Source organism: Phyllobacterium sp. RCAM01083 (assembly GCF_055685835.1).
The window spans coordinates 2566822-2589962 of record NZ_JBVFZN010000005.1 but is presented as its reverse complement, the minus strand read 5'-3'; the positions used below and the strand labels follow the sequence as shown (position 1 = coordinate 2589962).

20 protein-coding genes and 1 riboswitch are annotated in these 23141 nt (G+C 59.8%); of the genes, 16 read left to right on the top strand and 4 right to left on the bottom strand.

All coding sequences use genetic code 11. The features are described 5' to 3' along the window. Positions 1–280: 280 nt before the first annotated feature. The 3 genes from ACZ25R_RS19550 (at position 281) to gyrB (ending at position 5229) form a co-directional block, all read left to right on the top strand. Entirely contained in the window at positions 281–2095 is a 1815-nt protein-coding gene (locus ACZ25R_RS19550; RefSeq protein ID WP_472461943.1) for a S10 family serine carboxypeptidase-like protein, read from the top strand. Then, on the top strand, positions 2088–2516 hold the full coding sequence (locus ACZ25R_RS19545) for a hypothetical protein (protein WP_472461942.1): 429 nt from the start codon (positions 2088–2090) through the stop codon (positions 2514–2516). The genes ACZ25R_RS19550 and ACZ25R_RS19545 overlap by 8 nt, the downstream gene beginning before the upstream one ends. 271 nt (positions 2517–2787) lie before the next feature. After that, positions 2788–5229: a DNA topoisomerase (ATP-hydrolyzing) subunit B gene (gene gyrB, locus ACZ25R_RS19540; protein WP_464662368.1), complete on the top strand. Its 2442-nt coding sequence runs from the start codon at positions 2788–2790 to the stop codon at positions 5227–5229. Between the two features lie 120 nt (positions 5230–5349). Here gyrB and ACZ25R_RS19535 read toward each other — a convergent pair whose 3' ends face one another. Beyond that, positions 5350–5640: a HigA family addiction module antitoxin gene (locus ACZ25R_RS19535; protein WP_464662369.1), complete on the bottom strand. Its 291-nt coding sequence runs from the start codon at positions 5638–5640 to the stop codon at positions 5350–5352. 8 nt (positions 5641–5648) lie between these two features. Further along, positions 5649–5927 (bottom strand): type II toxin-antitoxin system RelE/ParE family toxin, encoded by a 279-nt coding sequence (locus ACZ25R_RS19530; protein WP_472461941.1) that lies wholly within the window; start codon positions 5925–5927, stop codon positions 5649–5651. Positions 5928–6206: 279 nt separating this feature from the next. Between ACZ25R_RS19530 and ACZ25R_RS19525 the strand changes: the two genes are divergently transcribed. From ACZ25R_RS19525 to thiD, 11 genes are all read left to right on the top strand, one after another. Beyond that, positions 6207–7262, top strand: a complete 1056-nt coding sequence (locus ACZ25R_RS19525; protein WP_472461940.1) for a dipeptidase — start codon at positions 6207–6209, stop codon at positions 7260–7262. Positions 7263–7290: 28 nt separating this feature from the next. Next, positions 7291–8901, top strand: coding sequence for an ABC transporter substrate-binding protein (locus ACZ25R_RS19520; protein WP_464662375.1), 1611 nt, complete (start codon positions 7291–7293; stop codon positions 8899–8901). A 27-nt stretch (positions 8902–8928) separates the two neighbouring features. After that, on the top strand, positions 8929–9996 hold the full coding sequence (locus ACZ25R_RS19515) for an ABC transporter permease (RefSeq protein WP_223612202.1): 1068 nt from the start codon (positions 8929–8931) through the stop codon (positions 9994–9996). Then, positions 9993–10928 carry a nickel transporter permease gene (gene nikC, locus ACZ25R_RS19510; protein WP_472461938.1) on the top strand — a complete coding sequence of 312 codons (936 nt, stop codon included), beginning with the start codon at positions 9993–9995 and terminating at the stop codon, positions 10926–10928. Before ACZ25R_RS19515 ends, nikC begins: the two co-directional genes overlap by 4 nt. After that, on the top strand, positions 10925–11758 hold the full coding sequence (locus ACZ25R_RS19505; protein ID WP_223612200.1) for an ABC transporter ATP-binding protein: 834 nt from the start codon (positions 10925–10927) through the stop codon (positions 11756–11758). The genes nikC and ACZ25R_RS19505 overlap by 4 nt, the downstream gene beginning before the upstream one ends. Further along, a complete protein-coding gene (locus tag ACZ25R_RS19500; protein ID WP_472461937.1) occupies positions 11755–12528 on the top strand; it encodes an ABC transporter ATP-binding protein in 774 nt (257 codons plus the stop codon). Before ACZ25R_RS19505 ends, ACZ25R_RS19500 begins: the two co-directional genes overlap by 4 nt. A 125-nt stretch (positions 12529–12653) precedes the next feature. After that, a complete protein-coding gene (locus ACZ25R_RS19495; RefSeq protein WP_472461936.1) occupies positions 12654–13604 on the top strand; it encodes a TadE/TadG family type IV pilus assembly protein in 951 nt (316 codons plus the stop codon). A gap of 56 nt (positions 13605–13660) precedes the next feature. Then, positions 13661–13763: riboswitch (TPP riboswitch) on the top strand. Between the two features lie 111 nt (positions 13764–13874). After that, a complete protein-coding gene (locus ACZ25R_RS19490; RefSeq protein WP_464662381.1) occupies positions 13875–14618 on the top strand; it encodes an ABC transporter permease in 744 nt (247 codons plus the stop codon). A 38-nt stretch (positions 14619–14656) separates the two neighbouring features. Beyond that, positions 14657–15610 (top strand): ABC transporter substrate-binding protein, encoded by a 954-nt coding sequence (locus tag ACZ25R_RS19485; RefSeq protein ID WP_472461935.1) that lies wholly within the window; start codon positions 14657–14659, stop codon positions 15608–15610. Between the two features lie 25 nt (positions 15611–15635). Next, on the top strand, positions 15636–16298 hold the full coding sequence (gene thiE / locus ACZ25R_RS19480; RefSeq protein ID WP_472461934.1) for a thiamine phosphate synthase: 663 nt from the start codon (positions 15636–15638) through the stop codon (positions 16296–16298). Beyond that, the gene (gene thiD, locus ACZ25R_RS19475; RefSeq protein WP_472461933.1) at positions 16295–17095 is read left to right on the top strand and encodes a bifunctional hydroxymethylpyrimidine kinase/phosphomethylpyrimidine kinase; all 801 of its coding nucleotides are present in this window, start codon (positions 16295–16297) and stop codon (positions 17093–17095) included. Before thiE ends, thiD begins: the two co-directional genes overlap by 4 nt. On the opposite strand, the gene ACZ25R_RS19470 is transcribed toward thiD, so the two are convergent. Both ACZ25R_RS19470 and ACZ25R_RS19465 read right to left on the bottom strand, forming a co-directional pair. Beyond that, on the bottom strand, positions 17037–19877 hold the full coding sequence (locus tag ACZ25R_RS19470) for a DUF2339 domain-containing protein (protein WP_472461932.1): 2841 nt from the start codon (positions 19875–19877) through the stop codon (positions 17037–17039). The genes thiD and ACZ25R_RS19470 overlap by 59 nt on opposite strands. A 72-nt stretch (positions 19878–19949) precedes the next feature. Next, a complete protein-coding gene (locus tag ACZ25R_RS19465; protein WP_472461931.1) occupies positions 19950–20756 on the bottom strand; it encodes a transglycosylase SLT domain-containing protein in 807 nt (268 codons plus the stop codon). A gap of 253 nt (positions 20757–21009) precedes the next feature. On the opposite strand from ACZ25R_RS19465, the gene ACZ25R_RS19460 reads away from it, so the two are divergent. Next, entirely contained in the window at positions 21010–22050 is a 1041-nt protein-coding gene (locus tag ACZ25R_RS19460) for an L-idonate 5-dehydrogenase (protein ID WP_223612192.1), read from the top strand. A gap of 140 nt (positions 22051–22190) precedes the next feature. Then, positions 22191–23069: a D-alanyl-D-alanine carboxypeptidase family protein gene (locus ACZ25R_RS19455; protein WP_223612191.1), complete on the top strand. Its 879-nt coding sequence runs from the start codon at positions 22191–22193 to the stop codon at positions 23067–23069. Positions 23070–23141 lie beyond the last annotated feature (72 nt).

Sequence of the window (23141 nt, the reverse complement as noted above, 5' to 3'; positions counted from 1 at the left end):
TGGCGGCCTCCAGACCCACGATGTGGGGATGTTGTTTCCCGATGTCCAGCCATTCAACCCCGATTCCTGCAATGTCCCGGCTCTTCGCCGGTTCGCCATCGGCGTATCGACCAATGGCTAATTGACGAGGTGTGGCCGGGCAGGGTGTACTCATTCCATGCACCGCCATTTTTGTGAGACAGTCGATACGACTGGCCGAAAATCAGATTTGTTCTCAATTTTTATCTCATTCTATCAATAGCTTAAGTATTTTATCGATTTGTATTATGAGGTTGTGACCATGGCTTTCCGCCTGTACTGGCTCCTGCTGGCGGCGTTTCTCGTCTCCTGCAGTGGCGGTTCCGATTCCGATAAATCCGCTTCAACCGCCTCGTCAGGAACTTTTACCGCCCCCAAGCCCGTGCAGCCGGTGCCCGGGAGTGCCGTCTTTGCCTATGGGTTCCACGATGCGGTGGACCGCCTGGCTGTGAGCGAAACGGCTTCCAGCAAGGCGCAGACGATCAACCTCAAGGGGAGTGTCATTCAGTTCACCGCAACCGCCGGTCATATGATTGCCTATGACTGGGCGGGCGCCCCGGCGAAGCCGGTCGATCTGGCGCGACTCGATGCGCAAGCCGCCATTTTCTATACGGCTTATACGCGTGATGACCTGCCGCGTGAAACCCGCCCGGTCACCTTCGTTTTCAATGGCGGGCCGGGCAACGCATCGGCAGATCTTGATCTCGATTTTCTTGGACCGAAGAAAGTTGATCCGGTGTCGCCGGAATTGAAGCTGCTCGACAATCCCGATACTCTGCTCAACAAAACCGATCTTGTGTTTGTCGATCCGGTTGGAACGGGTTATTCCGCAGCGATCCGGCCGTATGAAAACGCGGATTTCTGGGGCGTCGACAGCGACGCCAAGGTTCTGCGTGACTTTATCACCCGTTACATCAACCTCACCGACCGGCAAAGCTCGCCGAAATATATTTACGGTCTATCCTATGGCGGCATGCGTGCGCCGATCATCGGGCGCCGGCTCATCGAAAGCGGCACCCGAGATTATGCGGCTGGCCCGGACGGCAAGCCGGCCAATATCCTGGCCGGACTGATCCTGAACTCACCGATGCTGGACTTTAAAACAGACTGCCGCCAATCCAACTTCTCCTGCGGGGGAGCGCTGCCGACCTATGCCATGGTTGCCGCCTATCATGGCAAACCCGCCGGACGTCAGGATCTGACGGCCGAGGATCTGAAAACGGCCGATCCAGCAACTGCGGCGTCAAGGATCGCGAGATTTCTGTCGGATGTCCGCACATTCGCTATCACCTTCAACAGCCTGTATCTGGCCGTATTCCCGGGCGTTTCGCAAGCGGCCTCTGACCGAATCCAATGGGACGCTTACCTCAAGGCACCCAACTGGTCCGTTTCGGACGCAGGTCAGCCCAATGCCGAGAATTTCCTCAATAGACTCTACACCCTTACCGGAATAGGCAAACCGTACCAGAAAGGGGATATGGCCAGGGACAATCCCTGGATCGAAACGCCCAATCTCGATCCCATGCAATTCCTTGAAAAGTTCGACCCGGCGCGGGGTAAGCTTGTCATCAACGACGGACGGGAGTTTTTGCCCAGACAGGCAATCGATCCCTCGCTGGATCGGGCCAATATTTATTATGATTTCATAAAAACCTATCAGGCCGATTTCATGAACTACAGGTCGACATCACCTTATCTGAATCTCAACGGAAGCATCATCGATAACTGGAAGTTGTTGCCTGATCCAAGGCTGCCTGGTGCCGAAGGCAGGTTGGGAACCAGTCTCCCGGATATGGCTTTTGCCTTGACCTTGAACCCCAACCTGAAGGTTCTCGTCCAGCACGGTTATTACGACCTCAACACCGTGTTTCATCAGACGGAACTGAACATAACGCGCGCTGGCTTGGCGGCGAAGGTACCGGTCAAAACCTATGAGGGCGGTCACGGCGTCCTGCCCGGCAAGACCCGTTCCTATGAGCGTGTCATGCAGGATCTCGATGCATTCTATGCCCAGCCCCAGGCAAACATGATTGCCGCATTGAGTGCGCCTCTCGCAGCAGGGGATAGCCATGAATAAATTTGCTTTGTCGATGGTCACGGTTTTGCTCGCTGTCAGCGGACAAGCACCGGCCTCCCATGCCGGGGATTCCATCAGTTTGACCCGGCCGGATCCGGACATGCGGACGCGCGCGCTGCGCGCCATTCCTCAGCATGACCAGCCGGGGCAGGGAAATCCGGAGCCGGTCACGCCGGAGAGTGTGGACAGCGCTGTCGACCGCCGTATCCGTTTTCTGTTCGACCGGGCGGCTGACCCTGCCACGCAGCGCGTCACCGTCGCTTCGGCGGAAAAAGCAGGCGTTGGTTATTTTTCCGATCATTTCCGGGAAATCGATCGCGATGAAACCGGCAGTCTCGATTTCGCCGAGGTCAAGGCGTTTTTCGACGCCCAGTCACCCATTGCAAGGCCGGCGTCGACCGCAATCCAGATTATCAGGTAGCGTGCACCGCTGTGTTCCGGTCCATGGTATGGCGCCCGGAATGAATTGCGCGAGAAGGCGGGCCGGGCTCAGCCTTAATCTGTGTCATACCGCAAGGTTCAGGCACGGATTTCCGCGTCGATCAGGCGTTTTTTAGCCATGATCCGTGGATAGCCTATAGGCTAAGAATTGGAAAAACGTACATTAACCACTATATCTAGGTTTGCAGCCGGGCATGATTCGCCCGGGTCCCTAACGCCAGTTCACGGCGCCAAGAAAAGATTGAATTTATATGAGTGATACACCTGAGATGACGACCGGAACTTCACCGGAATATGGTGCAGATTCTATCAAGGTTCTCAAGGGGTTGGATGCTGTCCGCAAACGCCCGGGTATGTATATCGGCGATACGGACGACGGTTCCGGCTTGCACCACATGGTCTATGAAGTCGTCGACAACGCCATTGACGAGGCGCTGGCCGGTCATGCGACGCGCGTCACTGTCACGCTCAATCCCGACGGGTCCTGCACTGTCACGGATAACGGGCGCGGAATTCCTACCGATATGCACGAGGAAGGCGTCTCCGCTGCCGAGGTCATCATGACCCAGCTGCACGCCGGCGGTAAGTTCGATCAGAACTCCTACAAGGTGTCGGGCGGTCTGCATGGCGTGGGTGTTTCCGTGGTCAACGCCCTGTCGGTCTGGCTGCGCCTCAAGATTCGCCGTCAGGGCAAAATCCATGAAATGAGTTTCACCCATGGCGTTGCCGATGCTCCGCTGCGGGAAATCGGCGAATCCAATGGCGAGACCGGCACGGAAGTGTCGTTCCTGCCCTCGACCGACACATTCACCATGGTCGAGTTCGATTTCAAGACGCTGGAACATCGTCTGCGCGAACTGGCTTTCCTGAATTCCGGTGTTCGCATCCTTCTGGCTGACCGCCGCCATGCCGATCCGGTCGAGCTCGAGCTGTTTTATGAGGGCGGGCTGACGGCCTACGTCAAATATCTCGATCGCACCAAAAAGGAACTGGTCAACGAACCGATCTATATTCGCGGTGAACGCGATGACACCACGGTGGAAGTCGCCATGTGGTGGAATGACAGCTATCACGAGAATGTTCTGTGCTTCACCAACAACATTCCGCAGCGCGATGGCGGGACGCATCTCGCCGGTTTCCGCGGTGCGCTGACGCGCCAGATGACCGGCTATGCCGAAAACACCGGGCAGGCGAAAAAGGCAAAGGTATCGCTGACCGGCGATGATTGCCGTGAAGGTCTGACCGCCGTTCTCTCCGTCAAGGTGCCGGACCCGAAATTCTCGTCGCAGACCAAGGACAAGCTCGTTTCATCCGAAGTGCGCGCGGTCGTCGAAAGTCTCGTCAACGAGGCCTTGTCGAGCTGGTTGGAAGAACATCCCGCCGAAGGCAAGGTTCTGGTGGAAAAGGTCATCCAGGCTGCATCCGCGCGTGAGGCTGCCCGCAAAGCGCGCGACATCACCCGCAAGAATTCGCTGAGCATCAGCTCGCTGCCGGGCAAGCTTGCCGATTGCCAGGAGCGCGATCCGGCCAAGTCGGAAATCTTCATCGTCGAGGGCGATTCCGCGGGTGGTTCGGCCAAGGGCGGCCGCTCGCGCCAGAACCAGGCGATCCTGCCGCTGCGCGGCAAGATCCTGAACGTCGAGCGTGTCAAACTCGACCGCATGCTCTCTTCCGACCAAATCGGCACGCTGATCCTGGCGCTGGGAACCAGCATCGGCAAGGACGAGTTCAACCCGGACAAGCTGCGGTACCACAAGATCATCATCATGACCGACGCCGACGTCGACGGGGCGCACATTCGCACGCTGCTGCTGACGTTCTTCTTCCGCCAGATGCCTGAACTGATCGAGCGCGGCCATATCTATATCGCCCAGCCACCGCTTTATAAGGTGTCGCGCGGCAAGTCCTCGCAATACATCAAGAATGAAGCGGCCTTCGAGGAGTTCCTGATTGATTCAGGCCTCGAAGAAGCATCGCTGGAACTGACCGGCGGCGAAGTGCGGGCCGGTACGGATCTACGGTCTGTCATCAATGATGCGCTGGCTGTCCGTCATCTGCTGTTGGGCCTCAACACCCGCTACGACCGTGCCGTCGTCGAGCAGGCGACCATCGCCGGCGCGCTCAATCCGGAGGCCATTTCCGACACGCCGCGTGCCGAGCTTTTGGTGAAGGAAGTCGCTGCCCGCCTCGATCTGATCGCCGAAGAGACGGAAAAGGGCTGGACCGGCCGGCTTGCAACGCCGGATGACGGTGTCGACGGCTATGTCCTGGAACGTTCGCTGCGCGGCGTCAAGGAAACCGTGACGCTCGACATGGCCTTGATCGGTTCGGCCGATGCGCGCCAGCTCGACCGCTATTCGCCGCGCCTGCAGGAAGTCTACGGCAAGCCGCCTGTCCTGCGCCGCAAGGAAAAGTCCGAATCCCTGGCCGGACCGATTGCCCTGCTTGAGGCGGTCTTTGCCACGGGACGCAAGGGCCTGTCGCTGCAGCGTTACAAGGGACTGGGCGAAATGAACGCCGATCAATTGTGGGAAACCACGCTTGATCCCAATGCCCGCTCGCTGCTGCAGGTCAAGGTCAATGACGCGACGGACGCCGACAGCCTGTTCTCACGGCTGATGGGCGATGATGTCGAGCCGCGCCGCGAGTTCATTCAGGACAATGCGCTCAGCGTTGCCAATCTGGACGTCTGATCCCTGACAATAGTTCCGGCTGCGGGCGTTGCCGTCAGGCCACCGCCCGCAGGTCAAAATCGGCGTGAATGATGTCGGCATGGGAAGCGCCGTTTTACATCCTGTAGACAATCCATGGTCTTACGCAGCTTTTGGCGGCTGAATCGTCTTTACGGCAGGTCTGGCAGATGCCCGTGCTCGTGCAAGATCGTAGTTGATTTGCATATTCAACCAGAACTTGGCTTCGCTAACTCCCGCCGCCTCCAAGCGAAGAGCGAGCTCGGGGCTGATTGCAGCATGCCCATTGAGAACCCGGGAAAGTGCCGGTCTCGACATGCCTAACCGTTCTGCGGCCTCGCTGACGTTAATGCCAAGCGGGTTGAGCACGGTCTCTTTCAAGACAATTCCCGGGTGTGCTGGGCTTTTCATCATGGTTGCTCCTAGTGATAGTCCCGATAGTCGACCAGCTCGACATTCTGATTGTTGAAGCGAAAAATCACGCGCCAATTGCCGTTGACCCAGATAGACCAAAACCCGTTCAGCGGACCTTTGAGGGGATGCAGTCTGAAAGCCGGCAGTTCCAGTTGTTTGGTTGTTTCCGCAGCATCCAATGCAGTCAGAATCAGTGTCAGCTTTGCTAAATGCGCGGCCTGTATCCCTCGGGCCGAACCAGTGCGATAGAAGGTTTCAAGTCCCTTATGTCTGAAACTGATTATCATAAGATGTAACCCGTAACGGCACGCAATACAACTGTGTTGTGCGCCTGGGTTTTGTTGCTATCACACCGCAGCAGTAACGACCACGATCCACAGGTTGCAACCCGTTCGCATGGGTGGTCCGGCACAAATGGGGTTGCTCTTATACTTTTGTACAATTCCTATCTTGCCTGTTCCTCTGCGACATGATCTTTTGTCCAAGAAGAAGCACGCAGCACCGGACGTTGATGAAACGATTTATCGGTGGGCGTGCCTTGTTGGGTAACCTGAGTGGGAATTGAAATGCAGCCTGTCTTTGATGGTCACAACGATGTGCTTTACCGGTTGTGGAAACATTCAAAAGACGGCGCCGACCCGGTCCGCGAATTCATTGAAGGCACCACCTCAGGCCATATCGACAAAAGCCGCGCCCTGAAGGGCGGGCTCGTTGGCGGCCTGTGCGCCATCTATGTTCCGTCAGGCGATCTTGCCTTCAAGGCGCCCGATGCCAAGGGGCATTACTTTACGCCGCTCGCTGCGCCGCTCGAGCGAGCGCCCTCCCTCGATATCTCCCTGGAAATGGCCTCGATTGCGCTGCGTCTGGAACAGGCGGGCGGATGGAAGCTGTGCCGTTCCACCGCCGATATCGAGGAGTCGGTGGCCAACGACCAGTTCGCTGCGGTTCTGCATATCGAGGGCTGCGAAGCGATCGATGCCGATCTGGCCGCACTCGAGGTTTTCTATGCGGCGGGGCTGCGCTCGCTCGGGCCGGTCTGGAGCCGCAACAATGTTTTCGCTCACGGGGTGCCCTTCGCCTATCCGTCCGACCCGGATACCGGTCCCGGTCTGACGGCGGCGGGCGAGGATCTGGTCAGGGCGTGCAACCGCCTCGGCATTCTCGTTGATCTTGCCCATATCACGGAAAAGGGCTTCTGGGATGTCGCCCGGATCAGCGATCAGCCACTGGTTGCCAGCCATTCCAATGTTCACGCGCTCACGCCGATCGCACGCAATCTGACGGACAAGCAGTTCGATGCCATTCGCGAGCGCAAGGGGCTGGTTGGCCTGAACTATGCGGTCGCGATGCTACGTCCGGACGCCCGCGAGAATGCCGACACGCCGCTCAGCGACATGGTTCGCCACATCGACTATATGGTCAATCGCATGGGAATCGACTGCGTGGCCCTTGGCTCGGATTTTGATGGTGCTAAAATCCCCAGCGAAATCGCTGACGCGGCGGGCAATCAGGCGCTTGTCAAAGCGCTGGCGGACGCTGGATATTCAAACGAGGATCTTGCAAAGATTTGCTACGGAAACTGGATGCGTATCCTGCGGTCCGCTTGGCATGAAACGAACTGAAACAACACAAAAAACAGGGGTGACTATTATGTTGATCAACCAGTTAAACGCGAAATTCCGGCTGCTTGTCGGAAGTGCGGCACTCTCCGCGCTCGTGATATCCGGTGTGCCTGCATGGGCCGCAACGCCAGCCGATACGCTGGTCGAAGCTTTTGCCATCGACGATGTGATTACACTTGATCCGGGCGAGGCCTTCGAGCTCACCATGGGCGAGATCAACGGCAATACCTATGACAAGCTGGTGCGCCTCGACATCAATGATCCCTCGAAGATCATTCCGGACGTTGCCGAGAGCTGGACGGTCTCCGACGATGGCCTGACCTATACGTTCAAGCTGAAGCCGGGCCTGAAATTTGCTTCCGGCAATCCGCTGACGGCTGAAGACGTCGCCTATTCCTTCGAACGCGCCATCAAGATCGACAAGAGCCCCGCCTTCATCCTCACCCAGTTCGGCCTGAAGCCGGACAATGTCACCGCAAAGGCCAAGGCAACGGATCCGAGCACCTTCGTTTTCACCGTTGACCAGCCCTATGCCCCGAGCTTCGTGCTCAACTGCCTGACATCGACGGTTGCATCCGTCGTCGACAAAAAGCTGATCTCGCAGCATGTGGTCGACAATGACTACGGCAATGCCTGGATGAAGACCAATTATGCCGGTTCCGGTCCGATGAAGATCCGCGACTGGCGCGCCAACGAAATCCTCGTTCTGGAGCGCAACGACAATTATCACGGCACCAAGGCGCCGCTCAACCGCGTGATCTACCGCCATGTCAAGGAAAGCGCCACGCAGCGCCTGCTCCTGGAAAAGGGCGATATCGACGTTGCCCGCAATCTGGAGCCCAACGACCTGGAACAGGTGGTCAAGAACAGCGACATCAAGACGACCAGCGCAGCCAAGGGCACGATCTATTATTTCAGCCTCAACCAGAAGAATGCGAACCTGGCCAAGCCGGAAGTGCGTGAAGCGCTGAAATACCTCGTCGACTATGACGCCATCGGCGAAAAGCTGATCAAGGGCATCGGCGAAATCCACCAGACCTTCCTGCCGAAGGGCATTCTGGGCGAGCTGGACGAAAAGCCCTATTCCCTCAACGTGGCGAAGGCCAAGGAACTTCTGGCCAAGGCCGGCCTGAAGGATGGCTTCTCGGTGACGATGGATGTGCGCAACGGCCAGCCGGTGACGGGCATTGCCGAATCCGTGCAGCAGACCTTTGCCCAGGGCGGCGTGAAGCTGGAGATCATTCCCGGCGACGGTAAGCAGACGCTGACCAAATACCGCGCCCGCACCCATGATATCTATATCGGTCAGTGGGGCGTGGATTACTGGGATCCGAACTCCAATGCGGAAACCTTCACCAGCAATCCGGACAATGCCGATACGGGCACCAACAAGACGCTCGCATGGCGCAATGCCTGGGATGTGCCGGATCTGACCAAGGAAACCAAGTCGGCTCTGCTGGAACGCGACACTGCCAAGCGCGCCAAGACCTATGAGGATCTGCAGAAGAAGGTTCTGGCAACCAGCCCGTTCGTTCTCCTGTTCCAGCAGACGGAAGTTGCCGGTATCCGCTCGAATCTCAAGGGTTTCAAGCTCGGACCATCTTTCGATACCAATTACGTTTTCACCGTATCGAAATGATCAGGGCAAGCGCCCAAGGCTGAAATTATGACGACCACAGAAACACAACTGGAGGCCAGGCGTTCAGGCGCCTGGGCCTCCGGCCTTGCCATTGCTATTGGCCGCTTCGTGCTGATCGGCGCGATCACTTTCCTCGGCCTTCTCGCCGTGACTTTCTTTATCGGACGGGTCATTCCCATCGATCCCGCCCTGGCGATCGTCGGCGATCGGGCTCCGGCCCATGTGGTTGAGCGCGTGCGCGAGGAATATGGCCTGAACCTGCCGCTCTATGAGCAGTTCTTCATCTATGTGAAAGGCGCGCTGCAGGGTAATTTCGGCAATTCGGTCTTGACCTCCAATCCTGTCATGACCGACATCCGCCGGGTGTTTCCCGCCACCATGGAGCTTGCCACGTTCGGCACGCTCATCGGCACGCTTTTCGGCGTACCGCTTGGGGTTCTTGCCGCCGTCAAACGTGGCAGCCTGATCGACCAGATCGTGCGTCTGATCGGTCTTATCGGCTATTCCATGCCGATCTTCTGGCTCGGATTGCTGGCGTTGCTGGTCTTTTATGCCAAGCTTGGCTGGACTTCGGGGCCGGGCCGCATCGACGTCATCTATGAATACACATTTACACCCATTACCGGCTTTTATCTGCTTGATGCGGTGCTGCAGGGCAATTGGGACGCCTTCTGGAATATCTTCTCATTCATCATCCTGCCCGCTTCGCTGCTTGGTTATTTCTCGCTTGCCTATATCAGCCGCATGACCCGCAGTTTCATGCTCAATGAGCTGGAACAGGAATACATCGTTGCCGCCCGCGCCAAGGGCCTGTCGGAAACCCGCATCATCTGGGCCCATGCCTTGCGCAACGCCGCCGTGCCATTGGTGACGGTCATTGCCCTGTCCTATGCCAATTTGCTTGAAGGTTCAGTCCTGACCGAAACCGTCTTCTCGTGGCCGGGCCTCGGCCTGTACATCACCAATTCCCTGCAAAACGCGGATATGAACGCGGTCCTTGGCGGCACCATCATCATTGGCGCAGTGTTCATTGCCATCAATCTCCTGTCTGATCTTCTGTATCAGGCGCTTGACCCACGGACGCGCGCACGATGAGCCAGACAATGCATACACCGCCTCCACCCATGTCACGCCGTCAATGGCTGATGAGTGACCGTCCGCAATCGCGCCTGCAGGCAAGACTTGGCCGCGCCTATCTGGTGTGGGGCCGCTTCGCCAGCAACCGGCTGGCGCTTGCCGGCCTTGCCATTATCGTCGCCCTGCTGGTGGTTGCGGCATTGGCCAATGTTCTTGCGCCACATTCACCCGTTATCGGCGACCTGCGCAATGCGCGCCTGTTGCCACCCGGTGGTGATTATTGGCTCGGCACCGATGATCAGGGCCGTGATATTCTCTCACGCCTCATCTATGGCTCGCGCCTCACGCTCTATGTCGTGATACTCGTAGCGATCATCGCAGCGCCCATTGGCCTGATCGTCGGCACTGCCGCGGGTTATGCGGGAGGCTGGGTCGATTCCATCCTTATGCGCCTCACCGATATTTTTCTGGCCTTCCCAAAGCTTATTCTTGCACTTGCGCTCGTCGCGGCCCTGGGACCTGGTATCGAAAATGCGGTCTTTGCCATCGCCGTGACGTCCTGGCCACCCTATGCGCGTATTGCGCGCGCCGAAACACTGACGATTCGCAATTCCGACTATATTGCAGCCGTCCGCCTGATGGGGGCCTCGCCGGTCCGCATCGTCCTGCGGCACATCATGCCGCTCTGCCTGTCCTCGCTGATTGTCCGTGTGACCCTGGATATGGCCGGTATCATCCTGATTGCCGCGGGTCTTGGCTTTCTTGGTCTCGGCGCTCAGCCGCCATTGCCGGAATGGGGGGCGATGATTGCGTCGGGCCGCCGTTTCATCATGGATCAGTGGTGGGTTGCCGCAGCACCGGGCTTTGCCATCCTGATCGTCAGCCTTGGCTTCAATCTGTTGGGCGATGGCCTGCGCGACGCGCTTGATCCGCGAGGCAATAACCAATGAGCACCCTTTTGACTGTCAAGGACCTGCGGGTCCAGTTTCCGACCCGGACGGGTGTGGTCGATGCCGTGCGCGGTGTATCCTTCACGCTCGGCCGCGAACGTCTCGGCATCGTCGGCGAATCCGGTTCGGGCAAGTCCCAGACCGGGCGCGCCATCATGGGGCTGACGCCGCCGCATGCGAAAATTACCGCAGAGACGTTGAATTTCGATGGCATCGACCTGCTGAAAGTCTCGGCTGCCGAACGGCGGTCGCTGCGCGGCAACCGGATTGCCATGATTTTGCAGGACCCGAAATATTCGCTCAATCCGGTCATGAGCATCGGGCGGCAGATCGTCGAGACGCTGCGCACCCACGAACGGGTCAGCAAATCCGAGGCGCGCAAGCGTGCGCTCGACATGCTGGCCGCCGTGCAGATTCGCGATCCCGAGCGCGTCTTCGATCTCCATCCGCATGAGGTTTCGGGCGGCATGGGGCAGCGCGCCATGATTGCCATGATGTTGATCACCGGCCCGGAACTGCTCATCGCCGATGAACCGACCTCGGCGCTCGACGTGACTGTTCAGCTGGATGTTCTCGCCATCCTCGACAATCTGGTGCGCGATCGCGGCATGGGGCTGATCTTCATTTCGCACGATCTGCGGCTGGTCTCGTCGTTCTGCGACCGGGTCATCGTCATGTATGCGGGCCATATCGTCGAGGAGATCGCCGCCAAGGACCTGCACAATGCCAAACATCCCTATACGCAGGGGCTTCTGAACTGCATGCCGAAAATTGGTGCCGATACCCATCCTCTCCCTGTCCTTGATCGCAAGCCGGAGTGGGCGGCATGACGACATCTCCTGTCAAAGCGCTTGTCGTCGACAAGCTTGAAGTCACGTTCGACCGTTTCCGCGCCTTGCGGGGTGTCAGCCTCGATGTGATGCCCGGTGAATCCTTCGGGCTCGTCGGTGAATCCGGCTCCGGCAAATCGACATTGCTGCGGGCGGTTGCCGGGCTGGCGCCGACCAGCGGCGGCTCGATCACCGTGAATGGCAAGCTGCTGGACAAGAAGCGCACCAAGGCGTTCTATCGTGAAGTGCAGATGGTGTTCCAGGACCCCTATGGTTCGCTGCACCCGCGCCAGACCGTCGACCGGCTTCTGCTCGAACCACTGGCGGTCCACGGATTTACCGACATTGAAAAGCGAATCCTGCGCGCGCTCGACGAGGTGGGCCTCGGCTCCAGCTTCCGCTTCCGCTATTCGCATCAGCTATCCGGCGGCCAGCGCCAGCGCGTCGCCATCGCCCGGGCATTGATCCTGGAGCCGTCGATCCTGCTGCTCGATGAACCGACATCGGCGCTCGATGCATCCGTACAGGCCGAAGTGCTGAACCTGCTGGAACAGATACGCCGCGATCGCAAGCTGACCTTCCTGATGGTCAGTCACGATCTGGCTGTGGTCACTCACATGTGCGACCGGCTGATGGTCATGCAGAGCGGTGCCGAGGTGGAGCGCCTTTCCGCCGCCGATCTTGCCGCCCGCAAGGTGACACAGGCCTATACGCGCAATCTGCTCGTTGCCAGCGAGGGTTTTGTGCGGCCGGGTGCACCCGCTGCCTAGGTCGTGCTTTATCGGATTTTTACCATGGTGCACGACTTATCGCAGATTGAGACAATCTGAACGAATTTGCTAAGCAGGCATTTACGGCATGGCCTTCATGGTTCGCTCAACAACCGGAGCGGGCTATGAGCAAATTCAAACAATTCCTGAGAGACAAGCGTGGGGCCACGGCACTGACCTTCGGTCTGCTGCTTGTGCCGCTTATGGGCATGACCGGTCTTGCCCTTGACTATACCGTTGCCTCAAATGAAAGAGTCAATTTGCAGAACGCCGCTGACACAGCGGCGCTGGCCGGTGCCTCCATCTTCACTGGTGGCAATGCACAGGCGGCCGAGGACAGGGCGCGGGCCTTTTTGCGGGCCAATCTTGGCGCCAAGGCGAGCACTGTCAGTGTCAATTTCAGTGCAAAGGACCAGAAGGTTACCGTCAATCTGGGAGGGCAGACCAATACCCTCTTCATGTCGTTGCTGAACCAGAACTCAGTCCAGATTGGTGTTACCGCCACCGCCCTTGCGCCGCTCAAACCAAGCAGCGCTTCCATTACGGTTGGCGATGTCTACGGCTATTGGTTCAAACGTGTGACCATTGTTGGGGTGTTGCTAAACGGCACCGAGAAGGCTTTGGGAACAGTTGTGTACAACCCCTATGATCACAGCGGCGCTAACGGGCGGGGGACCGGTACCACTGTTCCCAATAAGAATCAGATGACGACAATCAATCTTGACGGGTACAAAGATCTCTATTTGAAAATGGACGTCAAACAGGATGGCTGCGATCTGGGTAAGAGAAACAAGGACACCAACAACAGATATGTACAATGCGTTACTGATTCCACGAAGACCCAATACGACGCGACCTTGAAAACAAATGATAAAGACCAAGTGTACTATCTGTTTGTTGATGGGAAGCAATTGCCGAAGGGCACAATACCACCAATCCTTGATATTCTGAGCTGTACCGGTACCCATCAGCATGCATGGGAAGACGGCGGTGGTTGGGATCAGCAGGACTTTTTCTATACCGTTGTCACGGCCTGCAAAGCCGTTGACAACGAAAATGTCCGCTTGATCAACTGATGTCTGCAATCCCTGTGCGGCGCGATTGACTTTACGCCGCCGCCGCTCCATCATGACTTCATTCCGAGGGGGGCACTGTACAGTGCTGAGATAGCGTCGAGCTGGACCCTTGAACCTGATCCGGGTTATGCCGGCGTAGGAACGGGAATTGAGCATTCTTCACGCACTCTGCCTTGTCTTCGCACATATCCGGATCTCCACACGTTTGATGGAGTCCTGCAGATGCCGTTTTCGCTGAACCACCAATCGCCGAGTTTGTGACGGCCCGCCATGCGCATGCTCGTCCGCATCGCCGGAGCCCTGCTGGCCGTGCTTGCGTGCTGGCAGCTCGCTGTCTGGATGCTGCAGCCGCCGCGCTTCATCCTGCCCGGCCCCGGTTCTGTCATTGCCGCCCTGGTCGAGCAGCAGCATTATCTCCTGAGCAACGCCGCCATCACGGTGCTTGAGATCGTGCTCGGGCTGTTCTTCGGTGCCATGGCCGGAATCCTTGTTGCGCTTCTGGTGGCCGGCCTGCCGGGTTTCGGCCAGATCGTCTGGCCTCTCCTGCTGGTCCTGCAGGCGCTTCCGGTCTTTGCCATTGCGCCGCTTCTGGTTCTCTGGTTCGGCTTCGGCCTTGCGTCCAAGGTCGTCATGGCCAGCCTGATCATCTTCTTCCCCGTCGCCTCGTCCTTTGCCGATGCACTGCGCCGGACCAGTCAGGACCTGCTGGATGCCGCCGCCCTGACACAGGCCTCGCCGCTGGCGACGCTGTTCCTCATCCGTGTGCCCAGCGCCTTGCCCGGCCTCGGTTCGGGCCTGCGTGTTGCGGCGGTCTTTGCCCCCATTGGCGCCGTGATCGGCGAATGGGTCGGTGCCTCGCGCGGACTGGGCTTCGTCATGCTGCAGGCCAATGCCCGCATGCAGACCGATACGCTGTTTGCTGCCCTCATCATCCTCGCCGTTCTGACCATCGTTCTGCGTTTCCTCGTCGATGCCTTCGCCGCACGTCTCACGCCCTGGGTGCAGGCATCATGACCGCTCCGTTTACCCGTCCCGTTGATAAAGGAATGCCCATGTTTCGCCGCCGTGCGTTTGCCCCCGCCATCATCCTGCTAACCGCCTTGTCTCTCCTCGCATTTCCCGCCGCGGCGGCAGACAAGCTGTCTGTCCTGCTGGAATGGTTCGTCAACCCCGATCATGCACCGCTGGTTGTTGCCCGCGAAAAGGGCTTCTTCAGCGAAGCGGGACTGGATGTGGATCTGATCCCGCCAGCCGATCCGGCAGCGCCGCCGCGCCTCGTGGCGGCCAAGCAGGCGGACATCGCCATCGGCTATCAGCCCAACCTCTATCTCAGCCATGATGAAGGCCTGCCGCTGGTGCGTTTCGGCACCCTGGTGGAGACGCCGCTCAACACGGTGACCGTCCTCGCCGATGGCCCGATCAAGAGCCTGAAGGACCTGAAGGGCAAAAAAGTCGGGTTCTCCGTGGCTGGTTTTGAGGATGCCATGCTTGGCGCGATGCTGAAATCCGAAGGCCTGAAGACGGGAGATGTCGAGCTGATCAATGTCAACTTCGCCCTGTCGGCATCGCTGATCGCCAATCAGGTGGATGCCACGGTGGGCGGCTACCGCAATTTCGAGCTGACGCAGATGGCGCAGGAAGGCCACAAGGGAACGGCATTCTTTCCCGAGGAGCATGGCGTGCCCGTCTATGACGAGCTGATCTTCCTGACGCATCCCGATCTGGCGAAAGACGACCGTTTGAAACGTTTCATCGGCGCCGTGGAAAAGGGAGCGATTTATCTGACCAACCATCCCGATGAGTCCTGGTCGCTGTTCGTCAAGGCCTATCCCGATCTCGACAATGCGCTGAACCGGCAGGCATGGATCGATACATTGCCGCGTTTTGCCAAGCGTCCCGCGGCCCTCGACCGCAGCCGTTATGAACGGCTCGGCGTGTTTATGCACGAGGCGGGGCTGATCAAATCGGTGCCCAAGGTGGATGACCTCGCCGTTGAACTGCAGTGAAACGATTTATTCGGAGAAAAAGACCATGCCAAAAGTAGATTTCCGCCTGAATGCCATTGTCGATGTCGATGCCATCGGCGGTGATGCCGATCTGGGTGCCCTGGCTTTGCAGGCCGCGCGGGGCGGCGCCACGATCATCCAGTATCGCGACAAGAATTCGCCGACGCGCAAGATGGTGGAGCGCGCCCGTGCCATCCATGCGGCCCTGCACGGCACAGGCATCCCCCTGCTTGTGAATGACCGCATCGACGTCGCTCTGGTGGCGGGTGTCGAGGGTGTGCACATAGGGCGCGAGGACATGCTGGTCGCCGACGCCCGCACGCTGCTTGGCCCCGATGCAATCATCGGCCTGACGGTGAAGAATGAAGCCGATGCGCAGGTGGCCATAAGCTCTGCCATCGACTATGCCTGCGTGGGCGGCCTGTTCGAAACCCCTGCCAAGCACAATCCCGACGGCCCGATCGGTTTTGACGGGTTTGCCCGGCTGGCAGCCATCATCCGCGCGGCAAAGCCCGATCTGCCGGTCGGCGCCATCGCGGGCATCGATCTCGGCCGGGTCCCGCTGGCTATTCGCGCGGGTGCCGATGGGGTTGCGGTGATTTCGGCGATCTTCCGTCAGGCGGATCCGCGCGCCGCCGCACAGGTGCTTCGCGATGCCGTCGACGAGGCATTGAGGGCAACCGCATGACCGCCATTGCCCTGACCATTGCCGGTTCCGACAGCGGCGGTGGCGCCGGTATCCAGGCCGACATCAAGACGTTCTCGGCGCTCGGTGTCTATGGCACGAGCGTGCTGACCGCGATCACCGCACAGAACACCCGCGGCGTCACCGCCATCGAGAACCTGAGCCCGGCTATCATCCGCGCCCAGATCGATGCCGTTCTCTCAGATATAGCGGTCGGGGCCATCAAGATCGGCATGGTTTCCACGGTCGAAACCATTGACGCCATCGCGGAAGCCTTGAACCGCTGGCAGCGCAAGGCGGTCGTCGACCCGGTGATGGTGGCAACATCGGGCGATCGGCTTTTGCAGCCGGAGGCGGTGGAGGCGCTGCGCCAACAGCTCCTGCCGCTGGCACTTGTGCTCACGCCCAACCTGCCGGAAGCCGCATTGCTGACCGGCACCCCCGTAGCGGAAACCGAACGGGAGATGGCGCGGCAGGCGGAGCTGCTGCTGAAGCTTGGCCCGGCAGCGGTGCTGATCAAGGGTGGTCACGGGCACACAAGCCTCAGTACCGACCTTCTGTTCGACGGTGCGTCTGTCACGCGCTTCGACGGACCGCGGCTCGCCACTACCCATGACCATGGCACGGGCTGCACCCTGGCGGCGGCGATTGCCAGCGGGCTGGCCAAGGGTCTTGATCTGCCGGTGGCAATCGGCGAGGCGAAAGCCTATCTGACGGCAGCCATGGCTGCCGCCGACGGGCTCAATGTGGGTCAGGGGCGCGGCCCGGTGCACCATTTTCATCGCTGGTGGGCGGCGTAGCGGCCGCCCCTGCATTGAGAATGCGCTGGTAGAACAGGCCGACGCCAACCAGTGACAGACCCAATCCGATGAAGGAGAGGGCCCGCAGGATGCCTTCAAGGTTCGACATGTCGAGCAGGAAGACCTTGGCGATGACAAGGAACACGATCGGTGCCGAGATCAGGCGCAATGGCCTGTTCTGCCGCCACGCGCCCAATCCGAAGAGGCCAAGGCCGAACAGCAGCCAGACGGCCGAATAGGTGAACATTTCCATCGAGTCCACACCCTTCCACAGATGAATGCTGCTGCCCCAGAAAAACACCCGGATGGTGAGCGTCACCCATGTGAACAGCATGAGGCCGGACAGGATCGCCAAGGCCATGGCGTAGTGCCGGGGGCGGTTGGCCTGCGCCATGACCAGCGGCAGGCCGAACAGCTTTATCTGCGGTTCGCCGAAGGCGTTGAGCGCCACGAGGGCCGCCAGCAGGCCCGGCAGCAGGTAGCCCATGAACAGGCTGTTGAAGATCAGGCCGCCGCCGACCGAGCCGTCAAACAGCGGATTGAGGAGAATGAAATGCTGCGTCACGGCCACAAGGATGCCGATGTAACCGACAATGAGCGCGGCGATGCGGTAGAGCCAGTCCTGGCCGCCCCGGCTCAGCATCATCAGCGACAATGATCCGCCGAGTGCGATGAGCGTGTAGAGTGACTGCTCGCTCAACGTTACATCGCCGCCGCTGTCGAGCGTGCCGCCATTCATCCAGTGGCGGACGAGGATATTGACGAGCACGAAGCCTGCCAGCACGGCAAGGGCCTGTGCAAGCCGGTAGGCGGTGTCCTTGGTCCCTTTGGCCAGCACGAGCTGCGCAACGATCATGGCCGCGAAGAAGCCGCCGTAATTGAGCAGGAGCTGGTTGAAGAACGGCGTGGTCGACAGGCGGTCGCTGCCGACGATCGTCGGATCGAAGAGAATATGCCCGAGGATGACAACGGCAAACACCGCCGGCGCAAAGCGCAGCACCGGTGCAAGGCGGGTTCGTGTGGCGAAGGCATAGACAACCGCCAGGGCGCAGGCGGCCAGAACACGCCATTGCGGGTCGAACACCACGAAAAGGGCGAGCACAGCGAAACCGACGGATGCGGCGTCAAACAGCCAGGCCGGGGATGCCGGCTTCACATCGTCGTTCCACAGGCGCGTCAGCCATGTCGCAGCGCCGAAGCCGGTGATTGCGAGCCCGACGGTGAGTATTTCTTCGGTTGCGGCCGGTGTGTTGCCGAAGATATAGAGCATCACTGTGATCATCACGAAGGGAACGGCGGTTCCCAGCGCCGCATAGGCAAGGCCGCGCACGATATCTGGCAGCCGCGCAAGCACCGTTGCGGCGAGAACACCGATGGCGGTGAAGGCAAGTGCGATGACAATGGCAAAGCTGCGATATTTCGCCGGATCGTAGAGTGACAATCCCGAACCGTTATAGCCGCTGTCCAGCAAGTGATGCATATCCGCGAGGGAGAGCGGAACAAGCGCGATGAGGGCGGCTGGAACAAGAAAGGGCAGGGCCCGGCGTATCAGGAGCGGTGCCAATGCCGACACGGCAATAATCAGTGTTGCCAGGACCAGATAGCGCGACGACGCCAGCCCGAAGAGATCGTGCGAGACATAGCCAAGACCGAGAAGAATCGCACCGGCGGCACCCGCCATGGTGATAGGATCGTACCAGGGCTCCTCTGTGCGGTCGAACAGGGTGTAGCCGCCCGGCTTCAGATGGCTGAAGACGGAGAGGGCCAGCAGGCTGACCGTCAACAAGCCAAGGGCCCCGCCATTCGGCATGGGGTCGAACCCGGTATAGGCCGCTCCCCAGATCGCTGCGAGAAGGATCGCCGCGCCGCCGATCAACAGCCATGCCTTCGCCCGGGCGAGGACAACGGCGACGAGCGTGACGACCGACAGATAGGTCATGAAGCTGTAAGGGGCCGGTGCCTGCGCATTGACCAGGGCCGGTGTCAGGTAGGAGCCGATAAGGCCAAGGCCGGCAATCCACGGACCGTGTTTGATGGCGAGGGCAAGGGTGGCGAGACCAACGGCGCCCAGGGCAAGGAACGCGGTCGAACTGCCGATAAAGCCGTAAATGCCGTGGGCGGCATAGACGACGGCAAAGAGAGCCGCTGATCCCGCGGCGGTGAGAACACCCGGGATATAGTCCGGGCCCTCGACGGACAGGCCGAGCGGCTTTTCCTTGCGGCGCAGATATTCACCCGCGCCCAGAAGCAGCAGGCCGAAAATCGCACCAAGGCAGAGCCGGATACCGGGGCCGAGCAGCTCGTTCTCGATGGAATACTGGACGACGAAGATACCGCCAAGGAACAGCGCCACGCCGCCGATCCACACGGGCCAGTTGCGGCCAAGCGACCGCTCGAAATCGCCGTAGGTCTTCTTTGGCCCGGCTGCCGGTACGGATAGTGCCGGCGTTGCGCGGACGGTGACAGGCGTTGCCGATGGTTTGCCCGACATGATTTGCGCCACTTTTTTCGGATCCAGCCGCGCGGATGCCGCCATGGCCGGTATCGGTGTGCCCACGGGCTCGGCCGGGGGGACTGCGCGTTCCGGTGCCTCCATCAAGGGCTCGTCGGCCCGGAAACGGCGAATCGGTTTTGCGGTATCGCTGGCTACCGGTGCCGGTTGCGTTCTTTCCGCAATCTGCCGTCGCAATTCTTCCACCTGCTTGCGCAGCGCGGTTACTTGCTGACGCGCCGTGGCCGCTACAACCAGTGCGATGATCGACAGAATGATGGAAAGACCCATGTGTGTGCTCCAGATTGAGCACACAACGCCATGAATCGGCTCATTATTCAACTAGGCGTTGATAAGTGGGGTTTATAGCCCGTAAGGGCGATCAGCCGGAATGGCGATAAAGCCGGGACGCACGGGAGCCGGGTCCGGCGCATAGGCCACCGTCTGCACCGTCGCGGCCGGCTGGCTGATTGCGGGCACAGGCGCCATGGGCAGCGAAGCAATCTGCGTGGACTGGACAGGCGTGGTGCCGCCCTTCAGGCCGGTTTCATCCAGCATGCCCTTGCGCTTGGCCTGATAATAATAGCCGCTGGCATAGAGGCGAACAGCGCGGTCAAAATTGCGGTCGGCAACCTTGTAGGCACCGGCCAGGTATTTCACGCCGTATTTGAGGTTGGTTTCCGCATCGAGCAGGTCCTTTGGCGTGCCGCTGTGCCCCATGGCGCGGGCGGTAGACGGCAAAATCTGCATCAAGCCCCAATACTTGCCGTTGCGGGCTTCCGGACGGCCACGGCTTTCGCGGTGGACGACACGGCGCACCAGCGCTTCCGGCACCGCATAGGCGGCAGAATATTGTGAAATCAGATTGTCGACCCGTGGGCCGTAGGTCTCTGTCTTTGCCGTCGCGGCAATTTTAGCTGTCTCGGCCGGGGCAACCTGCGCCGTGGCATTGGCGGTTGCGAGGGCGGCCGGGTTGGCTGCGGGGCCGGCATAGGCCATCTGCACAGGCGCGCCGGTCACGGTCAGCGCGGTGGTGCGGGGTGCAGTCTCAGGAACAGGAATCGACGCTGTGCTGGTCGGCAATGTCGGGTTGGCCGTGGTGCAGGCTGCCAGGCTCAGTACCAGACCGAGGCAGGCGAGCGGGCGCAGCAATCGAAAGTTTGAAACCATTGTCCACCAGTTCTGAGCGACCGTTTACGGCCTGTTAATCTCTTCTCATAGCCTGTTCGGCGGCTTCCCCGGCAATCACTTTCCGCAACACTCTGTAACAAATGCCGTTTCCACAGGTCTGCAGGGCGATTTTTGGACGCTCCCCAGCCCCTGGCGACCGCTGCGGATGCTCCCGGTCCCGATCAATCCGCGTGTTGTTTGTCTGCCATTTTCTCGATACGATCGCCGTTATCGCCATTTCGGGACGGATCACATGAAGACAATCGCTGCCACCCTTTTCGGCCCGGAGGATTTGCGTATGGCGGAACACACGCTCTCCGCGCTGAAGCCCAATATGGTGCGCATCCGCTTCGGCGCAGGCGGCATTTGCGGCTCGGACATGCACTATTTCCGTCATGCGAGGACCGGCGATTTCGTCGTGACATCGCCGCTGATCCTCGGTCACGAAGTGGCGGGGGAGGTGATGCAGCTGGGGTCTGAAGTCACGGGGCTCAGCATTGGCGACCGTGTCGCGGTCAACCCGTCGCGCTGGTGCGGCACCTGTGCCTACTGTCACGAGGGACGCGCCAACCTGTGCGAAAATATTTATTTCATGGGGTCGGCATCGAAGACGCCGCACATGCAGGGCGGCTTTGCCAGTTTTTTTGATGCAACGCCGGCGCAATGCGTGAAGGTGCCCAGAGATTTCCCGTTTCAGGCGGCGGCGCTGGCCGAACCGCTTGCGGTGTGCCTGCACGCGGTGCGGCGGGCCGGACACGTCAAAGGGCATTCAGCCATCATATTCGGTGCGGGTCCGATCGGGCTTCTCACCCTTCTGGCGCTGAAACATGCCGGGGCGGAATCCGTCGCGATGGTCGATCTCGCCGCCGCTCCGCTGAAATTCGCGCTTGAACTGGGTGCCGACCGGGTGTTCGACCTGTCGGAAGGCGAGGACAAGCTTGCCAAACTGGCCGTCGCGACGCCGTTCGATGTCGGCTTTGAAATTTCCGGAACGGCCGCTGGCCTTGCCTCGGCCATCCGCACCGTGCGGCGCGGCGGTACGGTTGTGCAGGTCGGTAACCTGCCCGGCGGGTCTATTCCGGTGCCTGCCAATGCGGTGATGGCGCGGGAACTCGACCTGAAAGGCACGTTCCGTTTCGGCGAAGAATTCTACGAAGCCGTTGAACTGATCGTCTCCGGAGAAATCGGCGTGTTGCGGCTTGTCACGGGTGAATTCCCGCTCGAAGAGGCCCCCGAAGCCTTCGCCGTGGCGCTGGACAGATCGCGCAGTGTGAAGGTCGTCCTGACCGCCTGAGGGCCCGGCGACCATTTGCCGTCATGCCACAGCTTGGTCTGGCGGCGGAAATCCGCTAACAGGGTGGCAGAGCAGCGGATTATTAACAATGATGCGCTAAAAACCATTCATCTCCACCTTTGGAAATCAGACCGCTCAAAATGAACGTGCCGCGTGTTTTTTACCCTCTGTCGTTGATGTCAAAATGTGTGGCATTGTTTGTTCTGGTTGTTGGCGTGGCGAGCGGTTGCACGACCACATCGGCGCTGCAGCCGGTGGCGACGACCGTGCCCGCTTCCATCACGGAAAAGTCCGCCTCGATTGTCGTCGATGGCAGTACCGGTGCGGTGCTTTACCAGGCCAGTGCCGACCTTCCGCGTATTCCGGCCTCGCTGACCAAGATGATGACGTTGTATCTGACGTTCGAAGCGCTGGAATCCGGCCGTCTTACCAAGAACACGGTCATTCCCGTTTCCGCCCATGCTGCTTCCCAGGCGCCGAGCAAGCTCGGCTTCCGGCCCGGTCAGTCGATCGATGTGGATACGGCGATCAAGGCGATCGTGGTCAAGTCGGCCAATGACGTTGCCGTTGCGCTTGCAGAAGCCATTGGCGGCTCTGAACCGCAGTTCGCCGCATTGATGACGGCCAAGGCCCGGCAGCTCGGCATGAAGGGCACGACGTTCAACAATGCCTCGGGTCTGCCCGATCCCATGCAGGTCACCACCGCCCGCGATATGGCGCTGCTCGGCATGGCGCTGCGCCGGCATTTCCCGCAGCAATATTACTATTTCTCGCTGCATGACTTCATGTTCAACGGCAGGCTGGTGGAAGGCCACAACCGTGTCCTGGCAAAGCTCAACGGCGCCGACGGCATCAAGACAGGCTATGTCCGGGCCTCCGGCTTCAACATCGTCACATCAGTGAATGACAATGGCCGCAAGCTCGTTGCGGTGGTGATGGGCGGCGACACGGCAAGAGCGCGCGACCAGCAGGTCGTCGATCTGGTCCATAGCTATCTGCCAATGGCTGCCTCGCGCTAAACCGCCTCACGCGGTCAGGACTTGCCATGCAGCGCGCAACCGTTGCATGGTTCCTCGGAATGCGACTCAGAA

Excerpts from the sequence above, each read along its gene's own strand:
- ACZ25R_RS19550 (WP_472461943.1), top strand. The coding sequence starts at position 281 with ATGGCTTTCCGCCTGTACTGGCTCCTGCTGGCGGCGTTTCTCGTCTCC.
- ACZ25R_RS19545 (WP_472461942.1), top strand. The coding sequence starts at position 2,088 with ATGAATAAATTTGCTTTGTCGATGGTCACGGTTTTGCTCGCTGTCAGC.
- gyrB (WP_464662368.1), top strand. The coding sequence starts at position 2,788 with ATGAGTGATACACCTGAGATGACGACCGGAACTTCACCGGAATATGGT.
- ACZ25R_RS19535 (WP_464662369.1), bottom strand. The coding sequence starts at position 5,640 with ATGATGAAAAGCCCAGCACACCCGGGAATTGTCTTGAAAGAGACCGTG.
- ACZ25R_RS19530 (WP_472461941.1), bottom strand. The coding sequence starts at position 5,927 with ATGATAATCAGTTTCAGACATAAGGGACTTGAAACCTTCTATCGCACT.
- ACZ25R_RS19525 (WP_472461940.1), top strand. The coding sequence starts at position 6,207 with ATGCAGCCTGTCTTTGATGGTCACAACGATGTGCTTTACCGGTTGTGG.
- ACZ25R_RS19520 (WP_464662375.1), top strand. The coding sequence starts at position 7,291 with ATGTTGATCAACCAGTTAAACGCGAAATTCCGGCTGCTTGTCGGAAGT.
- ACZ25R_RS19515 (WP_223612202.1), top strand. The coding sequence starts at position 8,929 with ATGACGACCACAGAAACACAACTGGAGGCCAGGCGTTCAGGCGCCTGG.
- nikC (WP_472461938.1), top strand. The coding sequence starts at position 9,993 with ATGAGCCAGACAATGCATACACCGCCTCCACCCATGTCACGCCGTCAA.
- ACZ25R_RS19505 (WP_223612200.1), top strand. The coding sequence starts at position 10,925 with ATGAGCACCCTTTTGACTGTCAAGGACCTGCGGGTCCAGTTTCCGACC.
- ACZ25R_RS19500 (WP_472461937.1), top strand. The coding sequence starts at position 11,755 with ATGACGACATCTCCTGTCAAAGCGCTTGTCGTCGACAAGCTTGAAGTC.
- ACZ25R_RS19495 (WP_472461936.1), top strand. The coding sequence starts at position 12,654 with ATGAGCAAATTCAAACAATTCCTGAGAGACAAGCGTGGGGCCACGGCA.
- ACZ25R_RS19490 (WP_464662381.1), top strand. The coding sequence starts at position 13,875 with ATGCGCATGCTCGTCCGCATCGCCGGAGCCCTGCTGGCCGTGCTTGCG.
- ACZ25R_RS19485 (WP_472461935.1), top strand. The coding sequence starts at position 14,657 with ATGTTTCGCCGCCGTGCGTTTGCCCCCGCCATCATCCTGCTAACCGCC.
- thiE (WP_472461934.1), top strand. The coding sequence starts at position 15,636 with ATGCCAAAAGTAGATTTCCGCCTGAATGCCATTGTCGATGTCGATGCC.
- thiD (WP_472461933.1), top strand. The coding sequence starts at position 16,295 with ATGACCGCCATTGCCCTGACCATTGCCGGTTCCGACAGCGGCGGTGGC.
- ACZ25R_RS19470 (WP_472461932.1), bottom strand. The coding sequence starts at position 19,877 with ATGGGTCTTTCCATCATTCTGTCGATCATCGCACTGGTTGTAGCGGCC.
- ACZ25R_RS19465 (WP_472461931.1), bottom strand. The coding sequence starts at position 20,756 with ATGGTTTCAAACTTTCGATTGCTGCGCCCGCTCGCCTGCCTCGGTCTG.
- ACZ25R_RS19460 (WP_223612192.1), top strand. The coding sequence starts at position 21,010 with ATGAAGACAATCGCTGCCACCCTTTTCGGCCCGGAGGATTTGCGTATG.
- ACZ25R_RS19455 (WP_223612191.1), top strand. The coding sequence starts at position 22,191 with ATGAACGTGCCGCGTGTTTTTTACCCTCTGTCGTTGATGTCAAAATGT.